Genomic DNA, 16,753 nt, shown 5'->3' with positions numbered 1-16,753 from the left:
GGCTTAGGGCGACGTGGGGGCTTCGGGCCACTCGGTGCAGGTTTGTCGATAAGAGTTGCCAGACATGAATTGGGACCATTCGGCGCGGGTGAGATTGCGAGCGGCGTGGGCGCAGGCGCGCTGTAAGAGACGATCGATTGAGATGGTCCAGACGCGCGCCGTCGTATCCCAGGACGCAGTCAGGACGCGAGCACCGTCAGGGCTGAACACCGCGCTCAAGATCTCGCCTTTGTGACCCCGCAGGACGATGGGCTCGCCCTGGCCATCAACGCGCCAGATGCGCGCGGTGTTATCCAAGGATGCCGTCAAGACGCGAGCACCGTCAGGGCTGAACAACACGCTTCGGACTCCGCCCTCATGGCCGCGCAGGACGATGGGCTCGCCCTGGCCATCGGCGCGCCAGATACGCGCCGTCGTATTCGAGGACCCAGTCAAGACGCGAGCACCGTCGGGGCTGAACACCGTGCTCCAGAGCTCGGGTTCGTGGCCGCGCAGGACGATGGGCTCGCCTTGGCCATCGGCGCGCCAAATGCGCGCCGTTTTATCCCCAGAAGCGGTCAGGACGCGAGCACCGTCAGGGCTAAACACCGCGCTCAGAACTCCGTCTTCGTGGCCACGCAGGATGATCGGCTCGCCCTGGCCATCGGCGCGCCAGATGCGCGCCGTCTTATCCCAGGACCCGGTCAGAATGCGGGCACCTTCCGGGCTGAACACCGCGCTCCCGACCGCGTTTTCGTGACCACGCAGGACGATGGGCTCGCCTTGACCATCGGCGCGCCAGATGCGGGCCGTGTTATCCAAGGACGCGGTCAGGATGCGAGCACCATCCGGGCTGAACACCGCGCTCAGAACTCCGTCTTCGTGGCCACGCAGGATGATCGGCTCGCCCTGGCCATCGGCGCGCCAGATGCGCGCCGTCTTATCCGCGGATGCGGTCAGGATGCGAGCACCATCCGGGCTGAACACCGCGTTCCAGAGTGCGCCTTCGTGGCCGCGCAGGACGATGGGCTCGCCTTGACCATCGGCGCGCCAGATGCGCGCTGTCTTATCCGCGGATGCGGTCAGGATGCGAGCACCATCCGGGCTGAACACCGCGCTCCCGACTCCGCGTTCGTGACCGCGCAGGACGACTGTCTCGCCCTGGCCATCGGCGCGCCAGATACGTGCTGTGTTATCCAGGGATGCGGTCAGGACGCGAGCACCGTCAGGGCTGAACACCGCGCTCCCGACCCCGCGTTCGTGACCGCGCAGAATGATGGGCTCGCCTTGGCCATCGGCGCGCCAGATGCGCGCCGTCCTATCCCCAGACGCGGTCAGGACGCGAGCACCGTCAGGGCTGAACACCGCGCTTGAGAGCACGCCTTCGTGGCCGCGCAGAACGATGGGCTCGCCTTGGCCATCGGCGCGCCAGATGCGCGCCGTGTTATCCAAGGATGCGGTCAGGACGCGAGCACCGTCGGGGCCGAACACTGCGCTCCATAGCGCGTCTTTGTGGCCGCGCAGGACGATGGGCTCGCCCTGGCCGTCGGCGCGCCAGATGCGCGCCGTGTTATCCAAGGATGCGGTCAGGACGCGAGCACCATCGGGGCTGAACACCGCGCTCAGGACGCCGTCTTCGTGGCCACGAAGGACGATGGGTTCGCCCTGGCCGTCGGCGCGCCAGATGCGTGCCGTCTTATCCCCAGACGCGGTCAGGACGCGAGCACCGTCAGGGCTGAACACCGCGCTCGAGAGCACACCTTCGTGGCCGCGCAGGACGATGGGCTCGCCTTGGCCGTCGGCGCGCCAGATGCGCGCCGTCTTATCCAAAGATGCGGTCAGGATGCGAGCACCGTCAGGGCTGAACACCGCGCTCCAGAGCACGCCTTCGTGGCCGCGCAGGACGATGGGCTCGCCTTGGCCGTCAGCGCGCCAGATGCGCGCCGTCTTATCCAAAGATGCGGTCAGGACACGGGCGCCGTCAGGGCTGAACATTGCGCTCGATACCTCACCTTTGTGGCCACGAAGGACGATGGGCTCGCCTTGACCGTCGGCGCGCCAGATGCGCGCCGTTTTATCCTTAGAAGCGGTCAGGACACGGAGGCCGTCAAGGCTCAGGGCCACCGCAGTGACCGCCGAGTCATGCCCGGCGAGCAATCGCTCCTCTCTGACATCACGTACGGCGTCACCGAGCGCCTGCTCCGCCACGGTGACAAGAGGACTCCTCGCATGCTCCCCCGCTTTTACGGCCTCGACGGCTAGCAGCAACTGCCGCCGCTTTAACCCAGAAGCCCCCGCCAGGTCAGCCAACGCCGCGAGCCGCCGCGCATTGACCGAGGCAGCCTGGCGCTGCACCTCACGGTTGGCCTTCTCCTTTTCATGGGCTTCGTGCTGTGCCCGTATCGCCGCCTCTTGGGCGCGTTTTCTCTCTTGCTCTTTCAGGTCGCGCTCGTGCAAGGCGTCGCGCCTGGCTGCTTCCTTCTGATCTCTCTCCGCATTGGCCTTGTCCGCTTCGCGCTTCGCGTGCTCCTCGGCGATTCTCGCCTTTTCCGTCTCTCTCTTCGCTTCCGTCTCGGCATTCTTCGCCCTGTCCGCCTGCCACAGCACTGCCGCGAACGCCGTCATCAGCAGCGCAATCACCGCGATCAGGACCGCATTCAGCCGCCGCAGCGTCCGCCTCTTCTCCTCCTCGGCCTGTCGCCGCTCCTCGCCCCGCGCGGACTCTTGCAGAAAGTCCCGCTCCTCCCCGGTCAAATCCTGCCGCCCCTGCGCCCACGCGCGCATCTCTTCGAGCCGCGCCCCGCGCAACAGGTAATCCTGCTTGCGCCCGCTCGTGAGCCACTGGGAAAGCGGCTCGACTATTGCCCGGTCAGCCTCTTTGGCCCGCACCCACGCCGCGTCGAACACCTCCGCAAAGATCCGGTTCCGTACCCCGAGCGTCCGCTGCCCGCCCGTGCCCTCGCGCTCCGCCGCCATCCCGGTCAGCCGAAGGGCGAGCTGATCCGGCTCGCTCCCCTGCGCCGTGACCTCCTCGCCCGTGAGCAGCATCTTGTAGAGCCGCAGCGTCCGCGGCACCCGCTCCGCCTTTGCTCCCGCCCGCGCCTCCTCGAACCAGCGCGCCGCGTAGTGCAGGTTTGGATCTTCCGTCCTTCCCCGCTCCAGGAAGCGCACGCACACCGCGTCGTCCACCGCCTGCCCCCGCCGCGTGCCCGCGAGATCCTCGCAGAGCCGCAGCGTCATGTACGGGTGTCCATACGTCCACGCGAAGATGGCATCGATCAACGCATCCGGGTCCTCGGTCACTCCCTCGAAGCCCTCGCCAAGCGCCGCGGCTTCCTCTCGGGTGAAGTCCTCGAGGCGGATTGAGCGGCCGACGTTGAGCGTGGTGCGGGTCGGATCCTCGACAAGATCCCCGGGCGCGGCGACACCGAGAAGGCAGAAGGTGAGCCGCGCGCCCTCCGCGCGCTCCAAATGCCGGAGGTACAGCGCGCGCACCGCGGTGAAGAAGTCGTCGCGCGAGAAGGGCAGCGAGAGCGTGGCGTCGATCTCGTCTACGAAGACTACGACTGGGCGGTCCGCCCGCGCGAGCACCTCGTCCTCGAGGTAGCGCGACCAGCAGTGCACGGGGCCGAGCATCTTGTGCGCCTCCCAGAAGGCGTCTGGCCGGGGCAGGTCGAGCTGCTCGGCGATCTCCGCGGCAAGGCCGAAGTACCAGGTCTCGGGGGTGGCGGTACCGGTGCCCAAGAGGGTGAGGTCGATGTGCACGCAGGCCACCCCCTCGGCCTCGAGGGTCTTGGCCGCACGCAGGCGCAGGCTGGACTTGCCGATCTGGCGCGTCGCTAGAACGAAGCAGAGCTCGCCGAGCTTGAGCGCCTCAGGGAGCTCGCGATCCGCGGGGCGCTCGACGTAGAGCGCGTTGTCCCGGACCGTGCCACCGGCCTGAAAGCGACGCCGCGGGGTCGATCCGGACGAGCCAGGGATGGCAGCCATAGGTGAATGGTCGCCTCCTCGAGGTGAGCTCGTCAACGTAGCCGGACAACAACTCCAAGACGCCCTTCCCTCGCCTCGACACCGCCCCGCCAGGCGCTGGCCCAGGGCGATGCTGCCGCCCCCACCGTGATGGACGCTAAAGCTCCCAAAAGGCGGCCGGTCGCTCCCCGTTGGGCCATTGCGGAAGTGAACCCATCTACCCGTGTTCTGCGAACCTATTGATATCGCTTAACTTTCCGTCGTTCGTTCCCTAGCACCAGGGGAGGGGCTCAAGTTCGCCCTTGATTGTGCGCTTCCGGCCGGCAGGCGCCCGGGGAGGAAGCTAGGCGAGATTTCACGCTCGACCAGGGATAGGCGACGACGCGCTACTCGCGGTGCCACACCACGATGGCGATCGTCAGCGAGCCCAGCACGCCCGTGACGTAGATCGCGGCGGCATGCTCCCGGAAGACCGCGGCGGCCGCCGCGCACGCCGCACAGAGCGCGGCCGCTATGCAGCTCGCCCTCGGCAGGCTCGGCGCGGCGGTCGCGTGGACGGCCGCGAAGAGGAGCAGGTTCGTCGCGAGCGCGCGCTCCACGGGGTCGTCGGTGATCATGGCGAGCGCCCGGTGAAGGAGCATCGCGACGAGCAGCACCTTCACCACGTGGCCGATCCGCCGGTTCACCGCGCTCTTCGAGAGCGGGCGGCGGAAGACCCGGAGCAGCGTGAACCCCGCGAGCGCCGTGACGCAGCCCATCGCGAAGAGGTCCACGGGGCGGACCACCGGGACGACGCGGCCGATACCCACCGTCGCCATTACCGCGCCGAGAGCGCCGATCATGAGGCCGAACCGGATGCGCTCTGCTCACCGATCTCGTAGATGGGGACGACGTTCGGGGGCGAGAGCCTGGCCATCCGGCGCGACCCGATCCTGCGGCCACCGCGCCCGCCTCCGCCCCGACCCCATCGCGGCAACAAAATTACTGTCGCCTGACAACGGCTCGCCTCGAGGCATAGGCGGGTATGCCTATGCCTCGAGCCAGAGGGCTCGGGTACGAAGTCGTTGCAGTCACCCGCATCGGGTGATGCGAGGACGGACGGCGATCTGCGACCAGAGAGGCGAGGAGGAATGACAACGCTCGGCAATCTCGGCACGAGCGCTCCAGGGGGCGTTGCACTGGCGGCGTCCGCGACGGTGGCCTGATCCAACCGGGGATGCGGTCGTCCAGGTCGCCCCGGACTTCGAGGTCGGGAGCTCGTGCTCGCCGAAGGGCGCGAGCGTGTTCACCGGGTCCGTCACGCTCCACCAGCTACGTTCAATCACCGCATCTGTTCGGCTGCGGCCAGCTGCAACCATCCCGGGCAACGGGAACGAAACGGGAGGTTTCCCCATGGGCGCATCGCCCCCTCACGCGCCGCGCGGCGCCGTCACGCTGTCGCTGTGCTTCTTGATCGCGCTGCTGGAAGGGTTCGACATCCAGGCCGTCGGCGTGGCCGCGCCCCTGCTGATCCCCGCCCTGGGCCTGACGCCCGGGCAGGCCGGCGTCGTGTTCGGGGCCGGCATGGCCGGGCTGGTCTGCGGCGCGCTGGCCGGCGGCTGGATGGCCGACCGCATGGGCCGCAAGCCGCTGCTGATGCTGGCCGTCGCCGTTTTCGGCCTGTTCACGCTGGCCACCGTGGTGGCGGGAGGACCGCTGTCGCTGGGCCTCTACCGGCTCCTGGCTGGGACAGGGCTGGGGGCGGCGATGCCCACCCTCGTGGCTGTCGCCCTGGAAATCGCCCCGCCCGACCGGCGGACCCGCACCACCACCTTGATGTTCAGCGGCATGCCGGCCGGAGGCGCGCTGGCGGCGCTGTTCGCGGCCGGTTTCCTGGCACGGTTCGGCTGGCACAGCATCTTCCTGGCCGGCGGCGTGATGCCGCTGCTGCTGCTGCCGGTCATGGCGCGGCTGATGCCCGACAGCCGCGCAGCAGCGGCCAGCGGCGCCCAGCGGCCGGGCGGGGGGCAGGCGCTGTTCGGCCATGGCCGGCTGCTGGTCACGCTGCTGGCCTGGTTCACCTTCGGCCTGACGCTGCTCGTGCTGTATCTGCTGTTGAACTGGCTGCCATCGCTGGTGGCCGCCAAGGGCCTTGGCGGAGTCGGGGGTGCTGGCGCCGCGTTCGCCTTCAATGCCGGCAGCATCGTCGGCTGCTGGGTCATCGGCATGCTGGTGGACCGGCTCGGGCCGCGCCTTCCCATCATCGCGGCCTATCCCGCCCTGGCCCTGTCGCTGTTCGGGCTGGCGGGGGCAGACAGCCTGCCGCCGGTGCTGGTGCTGGCCGGCCTGGCCGGCTTCTTCTTGCTGGGCGCGCAATATTCGCTCTATGGCGTCATCCCGCTCTATTACCCGGCGCAGGCGCGCGGGCTGGCCACCGGCGCCTCCATCGCCGCCGGCCGGCTGGGTTCCATCGGCGGGCCGCTGGTGGCGGGACACCTGCTGGGGCAGGGCTGGGGCCCCGCCGGCGTGGCCATGGCCATGGTGCCCGTGGTGCTGTCGGCCGGGCTGGCCGCGGCGGTGATGACCATTCGCGGACGTTATGCCGGTGATTGAGGAGATGGCGGGGGCGATCTGCGCTGGGCGCCATCCGGGTGGCTCGGGTCGGAGAGATTGTTACGGCCCATGACAATGGGCGGCGTCAAGCCGCGTGGTTGCGGGAGGATCTCATGCAGGTAATCGTCGTGGGCGCCGGGATCGGCGGCCTGGCCGCGGCTCTGGCGCTGCACGCCTCGGGCCATGAGGTGACGGTGTTCGAGGCCGTGCCTACCATCCTGCCGCTCGGGGTCGGCATCAACCTGCTGCCCCACGCAGCCGAGGTGCTGGACGAGCTGGGCCTGGTCGAGGCCTTGATGGTCCACGGGGTGGCGACCCGGGAGCTTGTCTATTTCAACCGCTTCGGCCAGCGCATCTGGGGCGAGCCGCGCGGCCGCTTCGCCGGCCACGCCGCGCCGCAGATCTCCCTGCACCGGGGCGCCCTGCAGGGCGTGCTGTTCGACGCCGCCGTCGAGCGGCTGGGGCCCGACCGGATGATCTGCGATCGGCGCCTCCTGGACCACGAAGAGGGCGAGGGCCGCATCGTGGCGCGCTTCCTCAACCGCGAGGGCGTGGCCTGGAAGGTGTCCGCCGATCTCCTGATCTGCGCCGACGGCATCCATTCGGCGGCGCGCGCCGGCCTCTATCCGGACGAGGGGCCGCCGGTCTATGGCGGCCGCATCCTGTGGCGGGCGACCAGCCTGGCGGCGCCGTTCCTCACCGGCGCCAGCATGATCATGGCCGGGCATCAGGACCAGAAGTTCGTCGCTTATCCCATCTCCCCACCGGGGCCGGACGGCCGCCAGACGATCAACTGGATCGCCGAGCTCATCGTCGCCGAGAGCCTGCGACGGGAGGACTGGAACCGGCGGGGCGATCCCGCCGACTTCCTGCCGAGGTTCGAGGCCTGGCGCTTCGACTGGCTGGATGTGCCCGGCCTGATCCGGGGCGCCGAGGTGATCTACGAGTTCCCGCTGGTCGACCGCGATCCGCTGCCGCGCTGGAGCCATGGGCGCATGACGCTGCTGGGGGACGCCGCCCATCCCATGTATCCGATCGGCTCCAACGGGGCGAGCCAGGCCATCCTGGACGCCCGCGCCCTGGTCCGCGCGCTCGCCGCCCACGCCGATCCGGTGGAAGCGCTGGCCGCTTACGAGGCCGAGCGCCTGCCCGCCACCGCCGCCATCGTCGCGGCCAATCGCGGCAACGGTCCGGAGCAGTGCATGCAGATCGCCCAGGATCGCGCGCCCGACGGATTCGACCATATCGAGGACATCTTCGCCCCGGGCGAGCTGGAGACCATCGCCGCCCGCTACAAGGTGCTGACCGGCCTGAAGCGCGCCTCGGAGCCCCGCGCGTGAGCCCTCCCCTCGTCCCCTTGATGACGCTCGATGTGGCGGTGGACCCGCCGGTCACCGTCAATCCGAGCTCGCCCGGCCGGCGCTTCATCCCGATTGTCGGCGGCACGGTGGCCGGAGGCCTCGAGGGGCGGGTGCTGCCGGGTGGCGACTGGCAGACGATCTGGGCCGACGGGCGGATGGACATCTCCGCCCACTACATCCTCGACATCGCCGGCCATGGGACGGTGGAGATCCTCTCCGAAGGCGTCCGCGCCGGGCCGCCGGAGGTGCTGGCGGCGCTCGGGCGCGGCGAGGCCGTGGACCCCGGGCTCTACTACTTCCGCACCGCCATCCGTATGCGCACCTCGGCGCCAGGGCTCCTGCGGCTGAACGCGGTGCTGGCCCTGGCCGTGGGCGAGCGGCTGGCCGATCGGGTGCGGCTCACGGTGTACGAGATCGGCTAGGGGGCGCGAGCGTGGCTGAGATCTTCAAGACCTCGGATGTCCTGACACGGAGAACGCATGAGCACACAGACGAGAGCGGCGAGACGCCGGGGCGATGTCGGCGCAGGGTTCTTGGCCGTCATTCTCGGCATCACTTCCTTCCATCGCTCGGTACGGGCACAACCGCCGCCCGAGGCGCCGCCGGCGCCCACGGGCGAGACTCCGACGATCGCGGCTCCTGCTGCCGACGCGAGCGCGGCGCCAGCGCCGTCTGCGGAAGCCCACGCCGGCGCGCCGGCGCCGCAGGGCGCTGCCGGGCCCGGTCCAGCTTCGACGGCACCGCCGGCGGAGAAGGAGCCGTGGAAGAAGCCGGTCAGCGTCGCGGCCTGGGCCCGCGTCGGAGGTCGCTTACAGAACCCCGGCGCGCGCGAGAAGATGGACCGGCTGCTCGGGGAAGGAGAGCTGGATCTGTTGTTTTCAGGCGAGATCAACCGATTCATCGGCCTGCAGGGCGCGATCGTCGCTCAGTTCGGGCCGACCCCAACGGGGGGCAACATCACGGGCAGCGCGACCATCCGTGACGCCATCGCCAAGCTCCAGTTCCATGATCTGCTGAACGTCTGGATCGGTCGAATGATCGTGCCGTCGGATCGCTCCGCCTTCTCCGGGCCGTGGTCGATGGGGCCGTGGAACTATCCCGGATTCTTCGAGCCCTATGCGCCGCCGATCGGGCCAAGACAGGGGCCTTTCGGGCGCAACGATGGGGTAACCACCTGGGGCAAGGCAGCGGGCGGCCTGTTCAAGTATTACGTGGGTGCTTTCAACCTGCATGACTCTTCGGTGAGCCCGCTCTACACGGTGAGGCTCAACTTGAGCTTGCTCGATCCAGAGCCAGCCTATTACCAGAAGGCCACGTACCTCGGGGAGAAGAGCATCCTAGCGCTCGGCGTGGGGGGTGAGGTGCAGAGGGAAGGTTCGGTCGAATCGCTGCCGCCTCCTGCGACGGGCGAGCCCGCAGGCACCCCGCGCAAGGACACCTATGGCGAGGTCAATGCCGACCTCCTGTTCGAGAAGAACCTCGGCGCGGCGGGCACCCTCACGCTCGAGGGCGCATTCTACAAGTACTTCGGCGACTTCGAGAGGTTCGACCATTCTTATTTTGCGCTCGCGAGCTACCTCACGCCGAGCAACGTCGGCGTCGGGAAGTTGCAGCCTCTGGTCCGACTACAACAAGCGAAGCCGAAGAACGCCGACCCCTATCTTCTCATCGATGCCCAGATGGGCTACATCATCGAGGGGCACGCTGCGCGTGTCGCGCTCGGCTATCAAAGAAGCGATCTGTCGGGGGCGAAAGGGAACGCCCTGTTCCTCGGCGTCCAGCTGCAAAAGTGATCCCCAAGACGATGGGGTTTCGCGGAGCTCGAGAGATCCCGCAGCTGCGGAGTGATGGCGGCCCTCACATCGCGGCATAGGCGAGTATACCTATGCCGCGAGCCAGAGGGATCGGGTACGAAATCGTTGCAATCACCTCCATGGCGCGCTGCGCGAGATCGTGGGGCGTCGTGAAAACATCCAATCCGGTGTTCATGCGGATCCATTCAACCGGTTACTCGGTGCACCGTGCGCAAACGAGGACGAGCCCTGGCAGGCGCGACGGGGCTCCTGCTCGTCCAGCGGAGGCGAAGAGACTGCCGGGGCGCCACGAGGAGCTCGCACGCGCATGAAGCTCGCCTCTCTCCGCGGCCCCGGCCGCGACGGCACGCTCGTCGTCGTCCGTCGCGACGGCCTCGCCTACGCGCCCGCCGGCGCGGCCTTCCCCACGCTCCAGGCCGCGCTGGACGACTGGGAGCGCGCCGAGCCCGCGCTCCGCCGCATCGCCGACGATATCGAGCGCGGCGACGCGGTGGTGACGCCGCTTGCCGTGGAAGATCTCGCCGCGCCGCTGCCCCGCGCGTACGAGTGGATCGACGGCTCGGCGTACATTCACCACATCGTGCTCGTGCGCAAGGCGCGCGGCGCCGAGCCTCCCGAGACGCTCACGACCGATCCGCTGGTGTACCAGGGCGGCTCCGGCGTCCTCCTCGGCCCGACCGACGACATCGTCCTGCGCGACCAGGCCTGGGGCCTCGACTTCGAGGCCGAGGTCTGCGTCGTCCTCGGCGACACCCCGCAGGGCACGCGCCGCGACGAGGCGCACCGGCACATCCGCCTCTTCCTGCTGGCCAACGACGTGACGCTGCGCAACCTCGTGCCCGCCGAGCTCGCGAAGGGCTTCGGGTTCTTCTGCTCCAAGCCTGCCACCGCGTTCTCCCCGTTCGCGATCACGCCCGACGAGCTCGGGGACGCGTTCCGCGACGGACGCGTCCACCTGCGGCTCCGCTCGAACTACAACGGCGGTCTCATCGGCGATCCCGAGGCCGGCCCGGAGATGCATTTCTCGTTCTTCGAGCTCATCGAGCACATCGCCCGGACCCGCAGCTTCACGGCCGGGACCCTCCTCGGCAGCGGCACCGTCTCCAACGAGGACCCGGCGCGCGGCGTGTCGTGCCTGGCCGAGAAGCGCACGCTCGAGATCCTCGCGCACGGCGCGGCCACGACGCCTTTCATGAAGCCAGGAGACACGATCATGATCGAGATGCTGAATCGCGCGGGAGAGAGCCTGTTCGGGCGCATCGCGCAGCGGGTGGTATCCGGATGAGCGCCAAGGTGGAGTCGATCGGCATCAAGCGGGTGGAGGCGCTGCACTACTACGTGCGCGACCTGGAGCGGAGCCGCAGGTTCTACACGGAGAAGCTCGATTTCCAGGAGATCGCCGCGAGCTCGCCGGAGCTCACCGCGGCGGCGGCGCAGCAGTCGGTCGTCTTCCGGGCTGGCGAGTGCGTCGTCGTCTGCTCGCAGCCGATCGGCGAGGGCGGGCGGGCGTGGCGCTACCTGCGCAAGCACCCCGACGGGGTGGGCACGGTCATCTTCGAGGTGGAGGACATCGACCGCGCCTTCCGGCTGCTCGACGGCCGCGGGGGCACGCCGATCGACGAGATCCACAGGGCGACGGATGAGGGCGGCGCGTTCGCGTCGTTCTCGATCACAACGCCGTTCGGAGACACCACCTTTCGCTTCGTGGAGCGGCGCGGATACCGGGCGCTGTTCCCGGGCTGCGTGGCCTACGGCGCGCCGCGCGGCGGCGAGAACCGCTTCGGGATCGCCCGGTTCGATCACGTCACCTCGAACTTCCAGACGATGGCGCCCGCCCTGCTCTGGATGGAGCACGTGCTCGGGCTCGAGCCGTTCTGGCAGATCGCCTTCCACACGAACGACGTCGCGAAGGGCGCCGCTCACGGCTCAGGCCTGCGCTCGGCCGTGATGTGGGACCCGGCCTCGGGCGTGAAGTTCGCGAACAACGAGCCTTATCGGCCCTACTTCAAGAGCTCGCAGATCAACGTCTTCCACGAGGAGCACCGCGGCGACGGCGTGCAGCACGTGGCGCTCGCCGTGGAGGACATCCTCGCCGCCGTGCGCGCGATGCGCGCGCGGGGCGTGGAGTTCATGCCGACCCCGGCCGCCTATTACGACATGTTGCCCGAGCGCTTGCGGCAGCTCGGCATCGGGCAGATCGACGAGGACGCGGCGGCGCTGCGGGAGCTCGAGGTGCTTGTCGACGGCGACGGCGCGAGGTCGTACCTCCTCCAGATCTTCCTCAAGGAGTCGTCGGGCACGCACCGCGATCCCGACGCGGGGCCGTTCTTCTTCGAGCTCATCCAGCGAAAGGGGGATCGCGGCTTTGGCGCCGGCAATTTCCGGGCGCTGTTCGAGAGCATCGAGCGGCAGCAGAGAGCGGAAGGGAGCGGCTGATGCTCGATCGCATCGCCGTCGGGGCCATGCCCCCGAAGCACCACATCGCTCTGCGCAGCGAGGCGGGGGACCTCCGCTACGAGGAGTGCCTGACGCGGGCGGGCTTCGACGGCCCGTTCACGATCGCCTACCACGAGCGCCGGCCGCACGAGCACCGGATCGCGGAGGCCGCGCACGGCTTCGCGCTGCCGGTCGCCGCGCCGGCGCGCCCGCTCGCGAAGCGGCACTACCGGTCGCAGGATCTGCCGCGGCGGGGCGGGCCCGCTGTCGACTGCCGCGTGCCGCTGCTCTTCAACGACGACGTGGTGATCGGGCTCGCCCAGCCGGACGCCGCCGATCCGGTGTACTTCGCGAACGCGGATGCCGACGAGCTGTTCTTCATCTTCCACGGGAGTGGCGTCCTGCGCACGATGCTCGGCGATCTCCGCTTCGAGCAGGACGACTACGTCGTCATCCCGAAGGGGCTCTTCCACCGCTTCCTCCCGGACGCCGTGCCCCAGCGGTGGCTCTCGATCGAGGCTGCGGACATCCACCTCCCGCGCAAGTGGCGCAACGAGGTCGGCCAGCTGCGGATGGACGCGCCGTACTCGCACCGCGATTTCCGGCGGCCCACGTTCGTCGGCCCCCTCGACGAGGGCATCCGCGCGCTCGTCGTGAAGCGCGGCGGCGCCTTCCACGGCTTCGCCCTCGAGCGCTCGCCGCTCGATGTCGTCGGCTGGGACGGGGCGGTGTACCCGTTCGCGTTCCCGATCCAGCGCTTCCAGGCGCGCGTCGGGCTCGTCCACCTGCCTCCCGACTGGCACGGGACGTTCGCCGCGCGCGGCGCCCTCGTCTGCAGCTTCGTGCCGCGCCCGACCGACTTCCACCCGGAGGCGATCCCCTGCCCGTACCCCCACTCGTCGGTCGATTGCGACGAGCTCCTGTTCTACTGCCGCGGCAACTTCACCTCACGCCGCGGCGTCGGCCCCGGCAGCATCTCGCACCATCCGGCCGGCGTCCCGCACGGGCCGCACCCCGGCGCGTACGAGGCGAGCCTCGGCGCCCGCGAGACGAGCGAGCTCGCGGTCATGCTCGACACGATCCGCCCGCTCTCGGCCACCGCGGCCGCGCTCGCGGTGGAGGACCCGGGCTACCAGGACAGCTTCATCGCGGGCCCATGATCGAGGTCAGGCGCTCGGCCGACGATCTTCTCGTTGGATTCCAGCATGCGCCGGACGCCTCGTGGACGAGCGCGGTGGGGCCGAGGGTCTGCCCGGCGCGGAGGTGGCGGACGCGTGGCCGGGCCGACGAGCCCGACCGCACCCACGCCGCGACAGCCCGGGGCGGGACGCCGGCGCGCCGCGCGCCGCCCCGCCGGTCGACCGGCCGACAGCCATCGAGGGACCCTGCCCGTCCGCCGCTGAGGCCCGCGCCAGCCGCCCAGCCGCGCGGCGCCGCGGTGGTTGCCTCGACGTCGCGGTCACCTTGACGCTGGAGGTGCTCGGCGTCGCAGCGTTGATGATTCCGTGCGACGAGAATCTCAGTCGGTTCATCCCCGCGCGGCGGCGCGCCAGAGAGCGTCCGAGCTTCAGCGAGTGTCCGAATCGAAGATGGATATCGCATGTTCTGCGAGTTGCGCGGCTCCTGGGTGCGGAGTAGTAAGCAGGGCTCTCGCGAGTTCGGGCGGGCGAAGGAGCCGCTGCGCCGAGCGCTGGTTGGCGCGGAGCGCTCCCTTCGGCGGCAGCTCCGCGCTGCCACTTCAATGCGGGCGATGAGCGCGAGCGCGGGTATGTGCTCGACGGCGCGTTGGCCCAAGGAGGAATGATGCGTTCCCCACGATCGAACGTTGTTCGTGCTGCACTTCTCCTCGCCGCCTCGCCAGCGCTCCAGGCGTGCTCGGAAGGGCCGGAGTTCGACGGCGCGCCGTTCGCGAACGGCCCCGAGCTCGCGCTCGGCGGCGTGACGGAGAACGGCGTCACGCCGCCTGTTCGCACCGCGAGCATCGCCCCGCACCAGGCGCTTACCGGCCGCGCGTGGGCGAATCTCGCCGAGCGAGCGTCCTCGTCCCGTTGGCCGGAATACACGCCGTCGATCCGGGCGCTCGGAGAGAACGTTCAGGTCAACGACCCAGCGCTCGACAAGGTGTATGTGCTCTCCACTGATCCGACGATCCCTCCCTTCGTCAACGTGACCCAGAGCGAGACCTCGATCGCAGCAGATGGTCGCAATATCGTCGTCGCCTACAACACGTCCTCGGGCGCGAAGCCTGCTCTGGTCGACGGCGCGGTCGCGCTCAATCCCGTGTACTTCTCGGGCTTCTCGACCTCGCATGACGGCGGCAGGACCTGGGAGAGCGGCTTCATCCCTCCGCTGCCCGGGAGCACGACCACGCTCGGTGATCCCGTCGTGCGTAGGGATCGCCATGGGTTCTTCCATTTCGCTGGGCTCACCCAGGACGCGCAGGGCCATCGGGGCGTGCAGGCGAACAGGTCGACCAACGGCGGCCGCAGGTGGAGCGAGGCGGCGCTCGTGGCCCAGGACGACGGCGCCGACAAGGGCTGGCTCGCCGTGGGCCCCGACCCGGTGCGTCGACGCCGAGACAACCTCTACGTGACCTGGACCAGCTACCAGCCCCCCCAGGCACCCGTCCGGACCGAGCTCCGCTTCGCGCGCTCGACCGACGGCGGCAGGACATGGACATCAAAGGTCATCTTCGCTCCGGAGCCCACGCCCCTGCGGCAAGAGTTCCAGTTCACGAACCCCGTCGTGGATCCCGACGACGGCGCGCTCTACGTTCCGTTCCTTCACATCACCGGCTTGAACACCGATTTCATCAAGATGCTGGTGTCCCGTGACGCCGGCGAGACGTTCGAGTTCGTGGAGTTCAACGTCGCGGGAGCCCCGGACCCGACGCTCCTGCCCGTGGTCCAGCCCGGCGAGCTCATCGACTGCGGCGATCGCGGTGGACTCCGCCTGGCCATCACCGACGGGCTGCCCCTCCCGGGGCGGCTTGGTTTTCCCACGTATGTGCAGGCCTCCCGCCTCACCGTTCAGCCAGCGCTCGCGGTGCGACGCGGGGTCCTTTACCTGGCCTGGTCGGCCTCGACCAGCGGGAACCGCGGCGAGGCGCGCTCGGGCTCGAACGTGTTCCTCATGCGCTCGGACGATCGCGGGGAGACATGGACGCCTCCGATACCCGTCACCTCCACGACCGAGGACATCCATCACGTGCTCCCGGCCGTGACCATGGGTGACGAGCCGAGCGACATCCACATCCTCTACTACACGCAGCACAGCGACAGGTCCGTCGACGTGGAGATGGCGAGCTCGTTCGAGCGAGGGGAATCGTTCGGCGAGGGCGACAGGCAGCGCGTCACGGACACCTCCTTTCGCCTCTCCCCGACGAACATTCCGCTGCGCGAGCCCGCCGGTCTGAGCTACCCGACGACGAACTTCGATCAGGTCGTCCCGCCTTGCTTCAACCTCGGCGAGTATCTCGACATCACGTCGGAGGGGAAGAAGCTCTATTCGGTCTGGGGAGACCTGCGCAACCTCATCACGGAGCCTGAGCACCCCGGTAACCCGATCTCGGGCCAAACGCACTCGCAGGCCGACGTCTTCTTCCAGGCCTTCCAGGTGCGCTGAGCGCGCGCCGCGCGGCCCTCCGTCGGCGCCGTGCCGTGCCCATCGCGCCCCTGGTGATCTTCACTTCGCCTTGCGCTTGCCCGTCCGCGCTTTCTGCTGCGTCCGCTCGGGCTCCGCCGTCTTCTCGGGCCGCGTGGCCAGGGCCACGACGCGGCCGAGCTCCTCGCGGAGCGCGTCGGCCCTGCTCTCGCCGAGCTGCTCGCGGACGTGCTTCTGCGTCCGCTCCCACAGCGGGAACGCCGCCTCGATGGCGCGCTCGCCCTGACGCGTCAGGCAGATGATCCGGACGCGCGCGTCGTCGGGCGCCCGCGCCACGCGGAGCAGGCCCGCCTTCTCGAGCGGCACGAGGTTCCTCGTGAGCGTCGTGCGATCCATGACGAGCCCGTCCGCGAGCGCGCTGAGCTGCACGCCCTCGTCGCCGCACGTCGCGACCGCGGCGAGCATCGTGAGCTGCGTCGCCTGGAGCCCCGCAGCGCGCAGGCTGTCGTCGTAGAGCCGCGTCAGCGCGCGCGACGCGCGGCGGACACGCACGAGGGCGCACTGGCTCGCGATGATCTGGGCGGCGCGGGCAAAATCGGTCACCAGTGTATCTACACCGTTTCGATCTGGTCCGTCAAATCGCGGCCAGGATCGCGGCTTGACATCCGTTCAGGTGTAGCTACACCTATCTCGTCCTCGACGACGTGGATCCGCCTCGTCCGCACGACGCCTGCTCGGCGTCGGCGGTCCTGGCGGCCCCGGCGCGCGCTGGCCGATCCCTCGATCGATCGGTCATCTGTCGCCAGGGGCACGGCGGCGCCGAGGCGAGCATCGCGGCATCACTCGCGCAGCCGGGGGCCATGGGCCCGCGGCGCGCTCTGAGCATTTACGTGTAGGTACACTTATTCGAACGGCCCGAGCGGCGCAGCGGTGAGGAGCGCACGAAACATCGGCTGGCACGCGGTGCCAGGCGTGTGTCGACGCCGCGCGCGGGCGGGC

At 69.5% G+C, this 16,753-nt stretch carries 12 protein-coding genes; 8 read left to right on the top strand and 4 right to left on the bottom strand.

The window, feature by feature from the left end; all coding sequences use genetic code 11:
* Positions 1–3: 3 nt before the first annotated feature.
* The gene (locus WME79_RS27410; protein ID WP_437520599.1) at positions 4–3,969 is read right to left on the bottom strand and encodes an AAA-like domain-containing protein; all 3,966 of its coding nucleotides are present in this window, start codon (positions 3,967–3,969) and stop codon (positions 4–6) included.
* Between the two features lie 365 nt (positions 3,970–4,334).
* On the bottom strand, positions 4,335–4,790 hold the full coding sequence (locus tag WME79_RS27405) for a hypothetical protein (protein ID WP_437520598.1): 456 nt from the start codon (positions 4,788–4,790) through the stop codon (positions 4,335–4,337).
* A 550-nt stretch (positions 4,791–5,340) separates the two neighbouring features.
* On the opposite strand from WME79_RS27405, the gene WME79_RS27400 reads away from it, so the two are divergent.
* The 4 genes from WME79_RS27400 (at position 5,341) to WME79_RS27385 (ending at position 9,694) form a co-directional block, all read left to right on the top strand.
* Positions 5,341–6,540 (top strand): MFS transporter, encoded by a 1,200-nt coding sequence (locus WME79_RS27400; protein WP_437520596.1) that lies wholly within the window; start codon positions 5,341–5,343, stop codon positions 6,538–6,540.
* A gap of 113 nt (positions 6,541–6,653) precedes the next feature.
* Positions 6,654–7,880, top strand: coding sequence for a flavin-dependent oxidoreductase (locus WME79_RS27395; RefSeq protein WP_437520594.1), 1,227 nt, complete (start codon positions 6,654–6,656; stop codon positions 7,878–7,880).
* Positions 7,877–8,323 (top strand): DUF3237 family protein, encoded by a 447-nt coding sequence (locus WME79_RS27390; RefSeq protein ID WP_437520592.1) that lies wholly within the window; start codon positions 7,877–7,879, stop codon positions 8,321–8,323. Before WME79_RS27395 ends, WME79_RS27390 begins: the two co-directional genes overlap by 4 nt.
* A 414-nt stretch (positions 8,324–8,737) precedes the next feature.
* A complete protein-coding gene (locus WME79_RS27385) occupies positions 8,738–9,694 on the top strand; it encodes a hypothetical protein (protein ID WP_437520590.1) in 957 nt (318 codons plus the stop codon).
* 64 nt (positions 9,695–9,758) lie between these two features.
* On the opposite strand, the gene WME79_RS27380 is transcribed toward WME79_RS27385, so the two are convergent.
* Positions 9,759–9,890 carry a hypothetical protein gene (locus WME79_RS27380; RefSeq protein ID WP_437520589.1) on the bottom strand — a complete coding sequence of 44 codons (132 nt, stop codon included), beginning with the start codon at positions 9,888–9,890 and terminating at the stop codon, positions 9,759–9,761.
* A 132-nt stretch (positions 9,891–10,022) separates the two neighbouring features.
* On the opposite strand from WME79_RS27380, the gene WME79_RS27375 reads away from it, so the two are divergent.
* From WME79_RS27375 to WME79_RS27360, 4 genes are all read left to right on the top strand, one after another.
* The gene (locus WME79_RS27375; RefSeq protein ID WP_437520587.1) at positions 10,023–11,000 is read left to right on the top strand and encodes a fumarylacetoacetate hydrolase family protein; all 978 of its coding nucleotides are present in this window, start codon (positions 10,023–10,025) and stop codon (positions 10,998–11,000) included.
* Positions 10,997–12,151, top strand: coding sequence for a 4-hydroxyphenylpyruvate dioxygenase family protein (locus WME79_RS27370; RefSeq protein WP_437520585.1), 1,155 nt, complete (start codon positions 10,997–10,999; stop codon positions 12,149–12,151). The genes WME79_RS27375 and WME79_RS27370 overlap by 4 nt, the downstream gene beginning before the upstream one ends.
* The gene (locus WME79_RS27365) at positions 12,151–13,311 is read left to right on the top strand and encodes a homogentisate 1,2-dioxygenase (protein WP_437520584.1); all 1,161 of its coding nucleotides are present in this window, start codon (positions 12,151–12,153) and stop codon (positions 13,309–13,311) included. The genes WME79_RS27370 and WME79_RS27365 overlap by 1 nt, the downstream gene beginning before the upstream one ends.
* Positions 13,312–13,951: 640 nt before the next feature.
* Positions 13,952–15,775: a sialidase family protein gene (locus tag WME79_RS27360; protein ID WP_437520582.1), complete on the top strand. Its 1,824-nt coding sequence runs from the start codon at positions 13,952–13,954 to the stop codon at positions 15,773–15,775.
* 60 nt (positions 15,776–15,835) lie between these two features.
* Here the strand turns inward: WME79_RS27360 and WME79_RS27355 are convergent, their stop codons facing one another.
* On the bottom strand, positions 15,836–16,357 hold the full coding sequence (locus tag WME79_RS27355) for a MarR family winged helix-turn-helix transcriptional regulator (RefSeq protein ID WP_437520580.1): 522 nt from the start codon (positions 16,355–16,357) through the stop codon (positions 15,836–15,838).
* Positions 16,358–16,753: the final 396 nt, after the last annotated feature.

The organism is Sorangium sp. So ce726 (assembly GCF_051521405.1).
In the GTDB taxonomy this organism is placed as follows: Bacteria; Myxococcota_A; Polyangia; order Polyangiales; family Polyangiaceae; genus Sorangium.
The sequence above is the reverse complement of the archived record's forward strand: the minus strand, read 5'-3'. Positions and strand labels throughout refer to the sequence as shown.

What these genes read in the sequence shown, in the direction of transcription:
- WME79_RS27410 (WP_437520599.1), bottom strand. Translation starts at nt 3,969, where the DNA reads ATGGCTGCCATCCCTGGCTCGTCCGGATCGACCCCGCGGCGTCGCTTT.
- WME79_RS27405 (WP_437520598.1), bottom strand. Translation starts at nt 4,790, where the DNA reads ATGATCGGCGCTCTCGGCGCGGTAATGGCGACGGTGGGTATCGGCCGC.
- WME79_RS27400 (WP_437520596.1), top strand. Translation starts at nt 5,341, where the DNA reads ATGGGCGCATCGCCCCCTCACGCGCCGCGCGGCGCCGTCACGCTGTCG.
- WME79_RS27395 (WP_437520594.1), top strand. Translation starts at nt 6,654, where the DNA reads ATGCAGGTAATCGTCGTGGGCGCCGGGATCGGCGGCCTGGCCGCGGCT.
- WME79_RS27385 (WP_437520590.1), top strand. Translation starts at nt 8,738, where the DNA reads ATGGACCGGCTGCTCGGGGAAGGAGAGCTGGATCTGTTGTTTTCAGGC.
- WME79_RS27380 (WP_437520589.1), bottom strand. Translation starts at nt 9,890, where the DNA reads ATGAACACCGGATTGGATGTTTTCACGACGCCCCACGATCTCGCGCAG.
- WME79_RS27375 (WP_437520587.1), top strand. Translation starts at nt 10,023, where the DNA reads ATGAAGCTCGCCTCTCTCCGCGGCCCCGGCCGCGACGGCACGCTCGTC.
- WME79_RS27370 (WP_437520585.1), top strand. Translation starts at nt 10,997, where the DNA reads ATGAGCGCCAAGGTGGAGTCGATCGGCATCAAGCGGGTGGAGGCGCTG.
- WME79_RS27365 (WP_437520584.1), top strand. Translation starts at nt 12,151, where the DNA reads ATGCTCGATCGCATCGCCGTCGGGGCCATGCCCCCGAAGCACCACATC.
- WME79_RS27360 (WP_437520582.1), top strand. Translation starts at nt 13,952, where the DNA reads ATGATGCGTTCCCCACGATCGAACGTTGTTCGTGCTGCACTTCTCCTC.